We start from the raw sequence: 14,068 nt of genomic DNA, 5'->3' as shown, positions 1-14,068 counted from the left end.
ACAGCGGGAATTCCCCGCCGGAGCGGACCGGAATTCTTACATAATCTTTACGCCGGTCCGCCTTGACAGGGGATCGGGGGATTCGTATAATTTATGACAGCCTGTCACAATGACAACCTGTCATATTTTGGAGGTCTCCTATGCCTACCAGTACTTTTTTCCGATTGCCGGAGGAAAAACGACAGCGCCTGCTGGATGCGGCCTGGGCGGAATTTACCCAGGTGCGCTGCGCAGATGCGTCCATTAACAAGATTATCCAGGGGGCAAAAATCTCCCGGGGCAGCTTCTACCAGTATTTTACCGACAAGGACGAGCTGTTTGCCTACCTGCTGGGGGACATGTGGGCCTACTTTACCCAGGTCCTTGAGGAGATCCTGGTGAAGAACCGGGGCGACCTGTTTGCCATGCCCCTGGCCGCCTTTGACCGGTTTGTCCACCAGGGCGGCAGCGCGAATGCGAGCCTGCTCCGCTTCATCCGGGTGATGCAGCGCAACCAGGGCATGGATGTGCAGTGGATGGCTGGGGAGGAACGGCCCATTTTGCCCGATCAGCTGGCCCGGCACATCGACACCAGAGGGCTGCAGAGCGGGGAACACCGCTTTTTGGAACACATTTTCTTTCTGATCATGGGCGCGCTGATCTGCGCGGTGATGACCACACTGCGCAAGCCGGACCAGTGGGAAGCCCAGCGGGAAATTTTACAGCAGCGGGTGGATATTATCCGCCGGGGCAGCCTGGCGGAGCCGGAACTCCACCGGGACAGCGACGAAGGAGGAAGGACATGACAAATCAGAAACTGACCGCCCTGATGCTGGCTGGAGCCCTGGCTCTGGGCCTGTGCGGGGGCGCGGTGCTGGCAGCCGATCCGGTGGAGCCGGACACGTCTGCCGTGGAAGAACAGGAAACCCAGCCGGAGGTCCAGGCAGACACCTCCGCCTCCCAGGCGGAGGCCGCCCAGGAGCCCTCCGAAGAGGGCACCACGGAGGAGACTGGAGACACGCAGGAGGCCCAGGAGCCTGCCCAGCCCGACCCGGATCCCGAGGGCACCCTGTCCTTTGCCAATGTGGACAGCCGGGTGCGGTCCGGGGACTACAACTGCCTGGTGCTGGGGGAGACCATCGCCCAGGTGGAGGCCACCGACTATGAGAAGCTCCAGGAGGAGCTGCGGGAGGGCCTCAACGACATCGCCAACGCCCAGTGGCAGCTGCACACCATGGGCGGAGCCATTCAGCTGCCGGATGGTCCGGGTATGGACGAGCTGGAACAGGCCCTCCAGGGCATGGTTTCCATGTCCACTTCCTCCGCCAGCCAGACCCTCCAGGCCCAGTACGACGCCCTGCGGGAGCAGTTCGATGACCTGAAGGAGGGCAAGATCCAGAAGGAGGCGGCGGACACCGTCCGTCAGCTGAAATCCACCCAGGACGGCCTGGTGCTGCTGGCCCAGAGCATGTACGTACAGCTCAGTGAGCTCCAGGCCACGGACGCCTCCCTCCAGCGGGCCCTGGACGCCCTGGACCGGCAGATCGAGGAGCTGGAGCTGCGCTATGAGCTGGGGCAGATCTCCTCCCTCACCCTCCAGCAGGCCAAGGCGGGCCGGACCTCCCTGGTCAGCCAGAAGCAGACCCTGGAGAGTTCCGCCGCAACTCTGACCATGAACCTGCAGTCCATGGTGGGAGCGCCCCTCACCGGAAGCATGCGTCTTTCCGCCCTGCCCCAGGTCACCGACCAGCAGCTGGCGGCCATGGACCTGGAGACCGACCTGGCCGCCGCCAAGGAGGCCAGCTACACCCTCTACGCCGCCAAGAAAACGCTGGACGACGCGGAGGAGACCTACAAGGACGCGGGCAAGGAGTACAACTACAACGAGAACAAATATCAGTTTGTCCAGGCTCAGCACGCCTGGCAGGCAGCCCAGTACACCTACGACGGAGCGGTGCAGAGCTTTGAGCTCTCCTTCCGCACCCTTTACGCCCAGGTGAAGGATTACCAGCAGGTCCTCCAGGCGGCCCAGACTGCTCTGGCGGTGGAGCAGGACAACTACGCCGTGGACCAGCTGAAGTATGAGCAGGGCACCATTTCGGAAAACACCCTGCTCACCGCAAAGGACGACCTGGATACCGCCCAGGACACGGTGAACACCGCCCAGCGCAACCTGTTCTCCGCCTACAACAACTACCGCTGGGCCGTGGACTACGGCATTCTGAACTAAGCTGCAGGAGGACCTACATATTATGATGGCAAGAAAACGAATTGTGTCCCTGGTCCTGGCCGGGGCCCTGTTGTCCCTCACCGCCTGCGGAAGCTCCTCCGACACCAGCGCGGACGCCTCCAGCCAGAGCGGCACCAACGGCGTGGCCGTCCAGGTGCAGGAGGTCACCTCCGACACCATCGCCACGGAAAACAAGGTGTCCGGCAAGATTGCCGCCGACAATGAGACCTCCATTTACGTGGCCTCCAGTGTCAAATGTACCGCCGTGTATGTCCAGGCCGGAGATACCGTCCAGGCCGGGCAGAAGATCTGTACCCTGGACCTGGACAGCACCCTCTCCTCGTACAACGCGGCCACCATTAACTACGACTCCGCCGCCCAGAGCTACCAGGACCAGAAGGCCATTCTGGACAAGCAGGTCCAGCTGGCCCAGGACAACCTGAACAACCTGAAGGCCCTCTATGAGATTGGGGCCGCCTCCCAGCTGGAGATTGACCAGGCCGAGCTCTCCCTCCAGCAGGCCGAGGCGGGCCGCACCTCCACCCTGGCTCAGCTGGAGGCGGGGATGCAGAGCGCCAAGTCCAACGTGGAGCAGCTGTCCACCCTGCTGGAGGACGTGGACAGCCAGGGAAACGTGGTCGCCCCCACGGCAGGCACCCTGGTGTCCCTCAACGCGGTGGAGAACGCCTTCGTCTCTCCCTCCATGCCCGTGGCCGTCATTGACGGGCCGGAGCAGATGAAGGTGACGGTCTCCGTGTCCGAGGCCCTGGTGCCCAAGCTGGCCATCGGAGACGAGGCGGGGGTCACCGTCTCCGCGGTGGACGCCACCTTTACCGCCCAGATCCGCTCGGTGGAGCAGACCGCCAACGCCCAGACCAAGCTCTACACCGTCACCCTCACCGTCCCCGCCGACGTGAGCGGGCTGCTCAGCGGCATGTTCGCCGACGTCACCTTCCGCACCAACGCCTCGGAGAACGCGGTGGTGGTGCCCACCGAGGCCATCCTCACCAGCGGCGAGGAGCAGTACGTCTTCGTGGTGGAAAACGACACCGCCAAATACGTCCCCGTGACCACCGGCCTCACCGGAAATGGCGTCACGGAGATCACCTCCGGCCTCCAGCCGGGCCAGCAGCTGGTGACGGTGGGCCAGGCCTACCTGTCCGACGGCACCCCGGTGCGGGTTGTATCCGGGGAGGGCTGATGGCACAGTGAGCAGCATCGCCAAGTTCTGCATCAAGCACAAGGTGACCACCCTCATGGCGGTCATCATGATCTCCATCTTCGGCGTGGTCTTCACCACCCAGCTGCAGATGTCCCTCCTCCCTGACATTGAGGCCCCCGCCGCGGTGGTGCTGTGCTACTACAACGGCGCCAACCCCAGCGATATGGAGGAGCTGGTCACCCGCCCCCTGGAGTCGGCCATCATGTCGGTGCCCGGCGTGGACTCCGTCCAGTCCTCCTCCTCCGACGGGGTGAGCCAGGTACAGGTCACCTATGTGGACGGCACCGACCTGGACATCGCCGCCACCAAGCTGCGGGAGAAGTTTGACATGCTCTCCCTGCCGGACGGGGCCATGGACCCGGTCATCGTCAACATCAATGTCAGCGACCTAATGCCCTCGGCCATGATCGCCCTTATGGGGGATGACCTGGCCTCGGTCCAGGCCCTGGCGGAGGACACGGTGGGCCCCGCTCTGGAGCGCATCGACGGCGTGGCTCAGGTCACCGTCTCCGGCGGCGTGAGCCAGCAGGTGGCCGTGGAGGTGGACAACACCCGGGCCGCCGGGCTGGGACTGTCCAGCTCCTACATCGCCCAGATTCTGGCCGCGGAGAACCTGCTCTATCCGGCAGGCGACCTGCAGAACGGCTCCCAGCACCTCACCGTCTCCACCGACGCCAAGCTGAGCACCGTGGAGGACGTGGCCAACGTCATTATTCCTTTGCCCACCGGCGGGTCGGTGCGCCTCTCGGAGGTGGCCGACGTCTCTCTGGAGAGCCTGAACCCGGACACGGTGGCCAAGACCGACGGCACCGCCTGCGTCATCCTCCAGGTCTCCAAGCAGTCGGGGGCCAATGAGGCCTCCACCGCCCAGGCGGTGGCCGAGGCCATGGCTGATCTGAAGGAGAAAAACGCCGCCGTGGCCTACTCCATTCCCTACCTGGCCTCCGACTACATTGACCTCTCCGTGGAGGCCGCCATCCAGAACATCATTCTGGGCGTGGTGCTGGCGGCCATCGTGGTCTTTCTGTTCCTGCGCCGCCTGGGCGCCACCGCCACCATCGCCGTGTCCATGCCCGTTTGTATCCTCACCGTCTTCGTGCTGATGAACGTCTTTGACCTGACGCTGAACATGATGTCCCTGGGCGGTATCGCCATGGGCGTGGGCATGATTGTGGATAACTCCATCGTGGTGCTGGAGAACATCTACCGCTACGCCGCGGAGGGCCACAGCCGCATGGAGTCCTGCGTGGACGGCACCAAGGAGGTCTTCACCTCCCTTACCGCCTCCACTCTCACCACCGTGGCCGTGTTCCTGCCCCTGGGCCTCACCGGAGGCATCGCGGGCATGCTGTTCAAGGACTTCTGCCTCACCATTGCCTTTCTGATTCTGGCCTCCCTGGTTATCGCCGTCACCCTGGTGCCCCTGCTGTGCTACTTCCTGCTGGATGAGAACCGGGTACACCGCCAGGCACTGAAGAAGGCCCAGAAGAAGAGCACCCGCAAGACTCTGCCCCTCATGGACTGGTACACCCGTGTGCTGGCCTTCTTCACCCGCCACCTGGGGCTGGGCATGCTGGCCTCGGTGGCCCTGGTGGTCCTGTTCAGCGTGTCCTGCCTGTCCACCAAGATGGTGCTCATGCCCGAGATGGACCAGGGCATGGTGACCATCTCCGTCAGCACTCCCATCGGCTCGGAGGTGGAGCAGACCACCGCCATCGCTGACCGGGTGGTGGAGGTAGTAGAGGAGACGGTGCCCGAGCTGGACACCATCTACTACACCTCCCAGGCCGAGTCCGCCTCGGTGAACCTGAACCTGGTGGACAAAAGCGAACGCACCCGCACCAGCCAGCAGGTGGCCAACGACCTGCGCACCGCCCTGGCGGACATCGCGGGCTGTGAGCTCACCGTCTCCGCCTCGGACATGACCGCCCTCATGGGCGGCCAGGACATCAGCGTGGACATCACCGGCACCGACTACAACACCCTGACCATGATTGCCCAGGACCTGGAGGAGCAGATCGCCCAGCTGGAGGATGCCGTGGATGTGACCACCTCCGCCGCCAAGCGGGTGGACCAGGTCACCGTCACCATCAACCGGGAGGCCGCCTCCCAGTACGGCCTCACTGCCGCCACCATCGGCTCCGCAGTGCGCTCGGAGCTGTCCGGCGCCACTGCCACCACCGTCACCATTGACAACCAGGAGCTGGACGTGGTGGTCCGGGGCGACGGCACCGCCGGAGAGAACCTGGATGCCCTGCGCTCCATGCCCGTTACCACTGCCTACGGCGGCACGGTGCCGCTGTCCTCGGTGGCCCAGGTGGACATCGTCCAGGCCCCCCAGACCATCACCCGTGTGAACCAGGCCCGGCAGATCTCCGTCACCGGCGACACCATCAGCGGCGACACCACCGCCATGACCGCCCAGATCCAGGCCATTCTGGACAACTACACCCTGCCCGACGGCTACACCGCCCAGATTTCCGGTGCCTACACCGACATGATGGACAGCTTCTCCGACCTGCTGCTGGCTCTGGTGGTGGCCCTGGGCCTGGTGTACTTCGTGCTGGCCTCCCAGTTTGAGTCCTTCCTCATGCCGGTCATCGTCATGATGATTCTGCCCGTGGCCTTCACCGGCGCTCTGTTCGCCTTGCCTGTCACCGGCCGGGACCTGTCCATGATCTCCCTGGTGGCCCTCATTATGCTGGCGGGCACCGTGGTCAACGCCTCCATCATTCTGGTGGACTACATCCGCCAGCGCCGGGAGCGGGGCGAAAGCCGCCAGGAGGCCATCCTCCACGCCTGCCCCCTCCGTATCCGGCCTGTGCTCATGACCACCCTCACCACCATCCTGGCCCTGGTGCCCATGGCCCTGGGCATCGGAGACACCAACGAGATGATGTCCGACATGGGCATCACCATGATCAGCGGCATGGTCATTTCCACCATCATTACCCTGATCTTCACCCCGGTCTACTACTCGGTCATCGACAACCTCAGCCATATCTTCCGCCGCAAGCCCAAGTCCGTTCCCGACGGGGAGCAAGCGTAACCCAGGCAAAGCAAAACGGGAGGCACACGCAACAGCGTGTGCCTCCCGTTTTTTCGTTTGAGGAACCTGTGTATTCAAAAAGAGCCTGCCTGGGTCAGGACAGCCGCACCCGGGGGCGATCCGGGTGTTCCCCCGACCAGCCCACCGGGGGCATGCAGGTCAGCCGATAGAGGTCCTCCTCCTCCAATTCAAAGGAGAAAAGGTCCCGGTTCTGGCGCATGCGCTCCAGGGAGGAGGCCTTGGGCAGGGGGACCACCCCCCGCTGCAGGGCGAATTTCAGACAGATTTGGGCGGGGGACACCCCGTATTTCTCCGCCAGGGAGCAGACCAGCGGATCGCCCAGCACCCGGCGCTTTCCCAGGGGGCTCCAGGCCTGGACCTGGATGTTCCGGGCCTGGCAGTAGGCCACCGCGGCCTCCTGGGCGTGCCCGGGGTGGTACTCCAGCTGATCCACCATGGGGGCAATCCGGCCGTGGGCCAGAAGGTTCTCAATGTGGTGGGGGTGGAAATTGCTCACGCCGATGGCCTTGACCACGCCCTGGTCGTAGAGCTCCTCCAACGCCTGCCAGGTCTCCAGGTCCAGGGCTTTCCAGTCGGCGTAGTCCGGGTCGGGCAGGGGCCAGTGGATGAGGTAGAGGTCCAGATAGTCGGTCTGCAGCGCCTCCAGGCTCCGGCGGGCGGCGGCCATGGCGCCCTCATAGCCCATCTCCGTCTTCCACAGCTTGGAGGTGATGAAAACGTCCTTCCGGGCCAGTCCGCTTTTCCGGATGGCGGAGCCCAGATATTCCTCCGTCCCATAGAAGGAGGCCGTATCAAAGCCCCGGTAACCGGCCTCAATGGCGGTGAGAAGGATGTCTTCGTTCTTTTCCTCGGCCGTTTTGTAGGTCCCGAACATGAGAGCCGGGACAGAACAGCCGTTTTGCAGTTGGAAGCTTTGCGCCTGCATGTGGATCACTCCTTACAGTGTGGGACGGCGGCCCCATCAGATTTTGACTTCATTATAACATGACACGCCGACCTTTGCCAGCCGATCCGGAGGTGTTGCGGGCATGGTGGGGCATAATTTCCAGAATTTGTATATTAATGTACGATTTTGTGCAGCTGCCCACCTGGGGTGAGAGGGAAAACCAAATGAGCCTCTCTCATAGGGGGCGGCCTCTGACCGCCCGTTGATGCGATAGATTAGGAGGAATATTTATGGCAAGCGGGCAGACCTCAAATTATGGATTGAACCAGTGGGAAGCAGAAGATGCAATATTAAGAGAGCAATTCAATCAGGACAATGCCAAGATCGATATGGCACTAAGAGAATCAAGTCGCCTTATCTGTCTTGCAGATGTTAGCCTCCAGACAGAACAGTCTGAAATTGTTTTGGACTTAAAGGATATTCCGTTAGAGAATTACTGCAAATTAGAACTGTGGGCACCTAAGTTAATCGGAGCAAGCAGCGGTACAGTCAAATTCTTATTGAATGATATTTCTGACTCTGTGTACTACACCAAGTCATATCATGACACCAATGAAAGTGCAGATACTGCAATGCTGTTCATCAGCTTAGACGAAATCAGAACCAAGACCTTTGTGGGGGCCGGTATGTGTGTTATTAACCTGTTCGGAAATGCGTTGTGCGGAAAATCCGAACGGGCTTACACTGCTCGTATCGACGGGATTTACCGTGCAACCAATATGAAATCCATGTGGGGAATCCATTATTACACTGTGTCCCGGGACACTTTAACTCACCTTACCATCTCCAGCAGCAGCCCCTTGCTGCCTGAGAGCCGTGTTGTTTTGTTCGGAATTCGGATATGAAAAATGCACCCCCCGAGATTTTGGGGGGTGCACTTTTTTATCGCAAGTTCCTAAAACCTGGGGATTAGGCCTTCACGATGTAAATGACCTCGATGGCCAGCTTCTCAGCGGCATCACCATTCTTATCGACAACCTTGACATAGACGGTGTCGCCGTTCTTAGCGGAATTGATGGAGTTGCCGATGATAGTGTCATCATCAATGACAATGACCTTCTCGGTGCCATCGTAAGTGTAATCGGTGCCGTTGGTATCCAGGATGCCGTTCTTGGCCTCGTTGGTATCAACAGTAGCCTTGATGTAAGCAGTACCAGAAGTGATCTGCTCAGTCTTGGCGGTAACATAACCATCGTTGTCGGTGGTCAGCTCATACACCTGGCCCTTGGTCAGGCCGGAGAACATGGTGCTGTCCTCGGACTTAACGGTCACGCCCTCAACACCGTTCACAATGCCAGTCAGCTCGTAGATGGTGTCATCGCCAACCAGGCTCTCAGTGACGGTAGTGCTGGACACGTACAGGATGTCGCCGGTAGCAGTATCGCCAGCGGCGGCACGGCTGTCGGTGGCGTCAATGTAGATGAACTCCACACCGTTATCGCCAGTAGCGTAGCTCACATAAGCGTGGGCATCGTTAGCACCGGAAGCCTCGGCGCCACCAGTAATCTTAATGGTGGGAACATTCTTGAAGCCGGTGTAGGTGGCAAACTTCTCGTCATCGCCACTGCCGGTCTTGACCAGGTACACGGTCTTGTTGTTGGCAACAACAGTGGTGTCGTTGGAGGCATCAGTCTTGCCATAACCCATCACAGTGGGGACGCCCTTCTCCACCACGGTCACAGTGGTAGCGGAAGCATCATCGCTGGAAGTAGAAACAGCATACTTGTCAAAGATGCTGGCCTTAGCGGTCTGGGCGGTGAGGTCGGCCTTGAGATTCAGATAGGTCAGCTCATAGCTGCCGCTCTTCTCAGTGTAGCTTACAACAACGCCGGTCAGAGCATCGTTGCTACCGACAGCATCGGACAGCTTCAGGGCGGTAACAGCCTTGCTGCTGTTGGTAGTCACAGCGGCGGCGTCGTTGGTGATGTCCTTAGCCTTGATACCGTTGATCTTGGAGACGTTCACGGTCTTGGTGCTGCCGTCAGCGAAGGCCAGAACAGCCTCGACAGACTGGTTAGCAGCAGTGCCGGAGGCACCAACCAGGGCGATCTTGTCCACGATGGCATAGTTGGTCTGAGAGGCGATGGCGTCGCTCTTCACAACATAGCCGTACTGATCCATGTAGAAGTTAGCCTCGTCGTTGCTGTTGGCGAAACCGCTCATAGCAACACCGGACACACCCAGAGCCACATCGTACTTGGTGCCGCTGACAGTGATAGTGTCAGTAGCCTTAGCGGACTGAGTACCCACAACCTTAGTGGTGGAGAAGACGTAAAGGATATCATCGCCGGTGCCGGAGGTGTTGTTGGCAGCCTTCACATAGGTAACCACATCATCCTCAGCAATAGTGCCAGCAATGACAATGGTGTTGTCCTTATCCTGATCTTCGGCATAAACGATACCGCTCTCGCCGCCATCCAGGGTATAGGTGGTGCCGGTCTTGTTGGTGGTCACGTCAGAGACAGTGTCTACACCGTACTCGATCTTGATGATAGCATCGATGGCATCATCATCATTGGCGTCATAGAACTCGAAGACCAAGCCATTCTTAGTCTCATCAGCAATGGCCTTGGCCACGGTCTCGGAGGAGATGCTGATGGTCTCACCGACCTGGGCGCCGTTCTTAAAGACAATGCTGCCGGTGGAGCCAGACTGAGAGTCCACGTTGTTGATCTTCAGGCTGTTCACGGTGTAGCCGGACAGAGCCTTGGCTACATCGGAAGCGGAGGTCTTGGCGGTGAAGACGGCCACGGGCTTCTCAACAGCAAAGCTCACGTCCTTGGAGTTGTAGCGCCAGGTGTAACCGGGACGAGCAAACTCGTCCTTCACGTCAGCGCCGGCAGGAGCCTTCTCCAGCTTGCCGTCGAACAGCTGCTCGCCCAGCTGGACAATGTCCTTAGTGCCGGTGCTGTCCTTGGCGTTGCTAATGGTCTGGTACTTAGCGTTGGGAGCAACCAGCAGGTCAACATACTTGATGCTGCTGCCGATGGTCACATCGCCGATGGAAATGCCATCGTTGCCCTCAGCCTCGACCACATTGGCCTCCAGGGTGTTCAGGGCGATCTGAGCCACATCGTTACGGGTCATGGCGGTGGAAGCACCGGCCTCAACACCGTCAAACAGGTTGATCTTGGAGCCCTGCTTTACAGTGGCGACCTGCCAGTCAGAGCCAAAGTCGCTGGTATACTGGAAATAGCCCAGAGCCTTCATCATCATCAGAGCGGCCTGAGCAGTGGTGACCTCATAGTTGAAGCCATACTGGGTAGCGCTGATGCCAGCGGTAATGCCGTCAGCATAGCAGGCGGCCACATAGGGGACAGCCCACTGGGGCACGTCAGTGAAGGGGGTCTTGGCACCAATAAAGTCCTCCACCTTCAGGTTCAGCATGTTAGCCATGACCACGGCCATCTCGCCGCGGGTGACCTTCTGGTCGGGGTTGAAGTTGCCGTTGGTGTCACCAACCATGACGCCAATAGCCTGCATGACCTCAATGGCCTCCACATTGTCTTTGGAGTCCACGTCGGCATAGCTCGCGCCGGTTCCGACAACCATCATGCCCAGGAGCATGACAGAAGCCATCGCCAGGCTGAGAGCCCGCTTCAGGTTTCTCATTGGAATTCCTCCTTTTAATATTTGGTCCTCCAGTATGTAACTTTTTGGACCGTTTTCCGGGCTTCCAGACCCGGAATTCGGGTTTCAGGGAACTTTTCTGGCTTTTTAGGCCAGTATAACGCCCCTTGCATTACAAAAAATGTGAGAATTTCACCATAAAAACGGACAAAAACAGCTTGTTTTATTATAAAAAAGTTGTCTTGGTAGACATTTGGTAGACACCCAAAAAATGGAAAAACGCGGAACCCTTGAAACACAAGGGTTCCGCGCCTTTTTTGGTAGACATTTGGTAGACATGGTCTCCAAACGCCCTCCATTGCAGGAGTGAAAACAGAAAAAAGAATTCAGCGATTTTTCAGTTTAATGGAGCAAAGAAAATCGGACAAAAGGAATTGACAAACGAAAATGAATCGGGTATGATATAGGACAATCATCAAAAAGCGATGAGCGGGATAGTAAGCACGCCTGGATGTTCAGAGAGGGAGCGGTTGGTGAAAGCTCCTCTGAAGGGCCATCACCGAACCTCACCCGTGAGCAGTCCCACTGAACCGGTAGAGGCCTCAGTAGGCGGGAACGGATGCCCTCCGTTACAGGGGAAATGAGTGCGCGGCGCCGGGGGCGCTGTGAATTTAGGTGGTACCACGGAGTTTCGGCTTCGTCCTATCGGAAGGATAGGACGGGGCCGTTTTTGCTTTTCCCGGACCAGAGACCAATTGGAGGTGACGTTCCATGAACGGAGCGCAGGCGTTAATTGAGAGCTTATTACAGGAGCAGGTAGACCACATTTTCGGGTACGCCGGCGCTACCATCTGCCCGGCGGCGGATGCGCTGAAGGAGCACCCCGAGATTGCGTACACCCTGGTGCGCACGGAGCAGAACGCGGGACATATGGCCTCCGGCTATGCCCGGATTTCCGGTAAGGTAGGTGTGTGCATGGTGACCTCCGGCCCGGGGGCCACCAACCTCATTACCGGCATTGCCACCGCTTACATGGACTCCATTCCCATGGTGGCCATTACCGGCCAGGTGCCCAGCAACCTGCTGGGCCGGGACATTTTCCAGGAGGTGGACATCACCGGCGCGGTGGCTCCCTTCTCCAAGCACAGCTACCTGGTGAAGGACGCTAACCTCATCCCTCAGGTGGTGAAGGAGGCCTTCCACATTGCCTCAACCGGCCGGCCCGGTCCCGTTCTCATCGACATTCCTATTGACGTGCAGGAGCAGCAGCTGAAGGGGCCCTTTGTCTACCCGGAGCAGGTTAACATCCGGGGCTATAAGCCCAGCGTCAAGGGCAACGAGCTGCAGATTAAGCGGGTGGTGGAGGCCATTGCCCGGTCCAAGCAGCCCCTCATCTGCGCCGGCGGCGGCGTGTGGCTGGCTAACGCCCGGGACGAGCTGCTGGAGCTGGCCGAGCGCTGTGCCATCCCCGTGGTGAAGACCATGATGGGCCTGGGCCTGATGCCCACCGACCATCCCCTGAATATGGGCATGATCGGCGCCCACGGCAACCACTGTGCCAACCAGGCCCTGGCCAAGGCGGACCTCCTCATTATGGTGGGCACCCGGGCGGCCGACCGGGCCATGGTGGATCCAAGGGAAATTCAGCGCCGGATGGCCACTATCCACATTGACGTGGATCCAGCGGAAATTGGCAAGAACATGCAGGCCGCTATCCCCCTGGTGGGGGATGTGAAGGTGATTTTGCGGCAGCTGCTGGACCGGCAGGCTCCGGTGACCGACTCCACCGCCTGGCTGGAGCGGCTGAAGGACTACCGCAAGGCGGAGCTGAGCCGCCAGTTCCCCCGCCGGGAGGGCTACGTATTTCCCGGCACCGTGCTGCGGAAGCTGGGCCGGAAGCTGGACGAGAACGCAGTGGTGTGCGTGGACGTGGGCCAGAACCAGATCTTTGCCTGCAAGTACCTGCCCCAGAAGCAGGGCCGTCTGCTCACCAGCGGCGGCCTGGGTACCATGGGCTACGCCCTGCCCGCCTCGGTGGGCGCCAAGATTGCCGACCGGAGCCGGCAGACCGTAGTGGTGTGCGGAGACGGCTCCTTCCAGATGGCCATGAACGAGCTTTCCGCCATTAAGACCGAGGACCTGGACATTAAAATTGTCCTCTTCCGCAACCACACCCTGGGCCTGGTTCACCAGATTCAGAGCCGCGGGCCCTACCACGGTCCCTTCGGCGTGGCGCTGGACGGCTCCCCGGACTTTGAGACCATTGCCGCCGCCTACGGCATTTCCAGCCTGACGGTGAACGACGAGGACAAGCTGGACGAGACCCTGGACCAGTTCCTGGGCGCCAAGGGCTGCTGCCTGCTGATTTGCGAGGTCCACCCGGACGTGGGCACCAACGACTAAGGGAGGGGGAGACACCATGAAACAGACCATTTCCGTGCTGGTGGAAAACCGGGCGGGTGTTTTGAACCGAATTACCGGGCTGTTTTCCCGCCGGGCCTTCAACATTGAGTCTCTGGCCGTGGGCGTCACCGACGATCCCACCATCTCCCGCATCACCATCATTGTGGACAGCGGCAACAGTGTGGTGGAGCAGGTGGAAAAGCAGCTGAACAAGCTCATTGAAGTCATCAAGGTGCGTACCCTGGAGGAGAACACCTTCATCGGCCGGGAGCTGATGATTTTAAAGGTAAACGCCAACAACAAGACCCGCCAGGACATCATGACCATCTGTGAAATCATGGGGGCCAAGGTGGATGATATTTCTCCCACCTCCATGACCATGGAGCTGTCCGCCGCCCCGGACCAGCTGGACACCTTCCAGGCCATGATGCGCCCCTTCTCCATTTTGGAGGTGGTCCGCACCGGCGTCATTGCGGTGCAGAAGGGCGGAGGAAAGATTTAAGCGTCTGAGCCGTCGCGCCCAGCGCAGATGGACCGGAGTGAGGGATACAAACCAAGGCGGGCAAGGCCCGGCTGTTTGTGTCCCGAATCGGAGGGAAGCTGCGCGTCGGGCGCAGGTGAAGCGTGATATCTTGCCGTACGGAACAA

The 14,068-nt window shown here is 60.0% G+C and carries 9 protein-coding genes and 1 other annotated feature; of the genes, 7 read left to right on the top strand and 2 right to left on the bottom strand.

What is annotated here, in order from left to right; genetic code table 11:
* Positions 1-140 precede the first annotated feature (140 nt).
* Genes AC3YUO_RS03325 through AC3YUO_RS03310 form a run of 4 tightly spaced genes read left to right on the top strand, consistent with a single transcriptional unit; the run spans position 141 to position 6,480 of the window.
* Positions 141-785 carry a TetR/AcrR family transcriptional regulator gene (locus AC3YUO_RS03325; protein ID WP_489961632.1) on the top strand — a complete coding sequence of 215 codons (645 nt, stop codon included), beginning with the start codon at positions 141-143 and terminating at the stop codon, positions 783-785.
* The gene (locus AC3YUO_RS03320) at positions 782-2,209 is read left to right on the top strand and encodes a TolC family protein (RefSeq protein ID WP_489961631.1); all 1,428 of its coding nucleotides are present in this window, start codon (positions 782-784) and stop codon (positions 2,207-2,209) included. The genes AC3YUO_RS03325 and AC3YUO_RS03320 overlap by 4 nt, the downstream gene beginning before the upstream one ends.
* 22 nt (positions 2,210-2,231) lie before the next feature.
* Positions 2,232-3,410 carry an efflux RND transporter periplasmic adaptor subunit gene (locus AC3YUO_RS03315; protein ID WP_489961630.1) on the top strand — a complete coding sequence of 393 codons (1,179 nt, stop codon included), beginning with the start codon at positions 2,232-2,234 and terminating at the stop codon, positions 3,408-3,410.
* 7 nt (positions 3,411-3,417) lie between these two features.
* Entirely contained in the window at positions 3,418-6,480 is a 3,063-nt protein-coding gene (locus tag AC3YUO_RS03310; protein ID WP_489961629.1) for an efflux RND transporter permease subunit, read from the top strand.
* 94 nt (positions 6,481-6,574) lie between these two features.
* On the opposite strand, the gene AC3YUO_RS03305 is transcribed toward AC3YUO_RS03310, so the two are convergent.
* Positions 6,575-7,426: an aldo/keto reductase gene (locus tag AC3YUO_RS03305; protein WP_489961628.1), complete on the bottom strand. Its 852-nt coding sequence runs from the start codon at positions 7,424-7,426 to the stop codon at positions 6,575-6,577.
* A 251-nt stretch (positions 7,427-7,677) separates the two neighbouring features.
* Between AC3YUO_RS03305 and AC3YUO_RS03300 the strand changes: the two genes are divergently transcribed.
* A complete protein-coding gene (locus AC3YUO_RS03300) occupies positions 7,678-8,292 on the top strand; it encodes a hypothetical protein (protein WP_489961627.1) in 615 nt (204 codons plus the stop codon).
* A gap of 64 nt (positions 8,293-8,356) precedes the next feature.
* Here AC3YUO_RS03300 and AC3YUO_RS03295 read toward each other — a convergent pair whose 3' ends face one another.
* Positions 8,357-11,059, bottom strand: a complete 2,703-nt coding sequence (locus AC3YUO_RS03295) for an S-layer homology domain-containing protein (protein WP_489961626.1) — start codon at positions 11,057-11,059, stop codon at positions 8,357-8,359.
* Between the two features lie 434 nt (positions 11,060-11,493).
* Positions 11,494-11,725: a binding site (T-box leader), on the top strand.
* A 63-nt stretch (positions 11,726-11,788) separates the two neighbouring features.
* Here AC3YUO_RS03295 and ilvB point away from each other — a divergent pair.
* Together ilvB and ilvN are read left to right on the top strand one after the other, a co-directional pair.
* Positions 11,789-13,420, top strand: coding sequence for a biosynthetic-type acetolactate synthase large subunit (gene ilvB, locus AC3YUO_RS03290; protein ID WP_489961625.1), 1,632 nt, complete (start codon positions 11,789-11,791; stop codon positions 13,418-13,420).
* A 16-nt stretch (positions 13,421-13,436) separates the two neighbouring features.
* Complete coding sequence (gene ilvN / locus AC3YUO_RS03285) at positions 13,437-13,922, top strand: acetolactate synthase small subunit (RefSeq protein ID WP_489961624.1); 486 nt, start codon at positions 13,437-13,439, stop codon at positions 13,920-13,922.
* Positions 13,923-14,068: the final 146 nt, after the last annotated feature.

It is taken from the genome of Pseudoflavonifractor sp. HNCC25GI2 (assembly GCF_058136395.1).
This window is presented reverse-complemented; position numbering and strand designations above follow the sequence as displayed.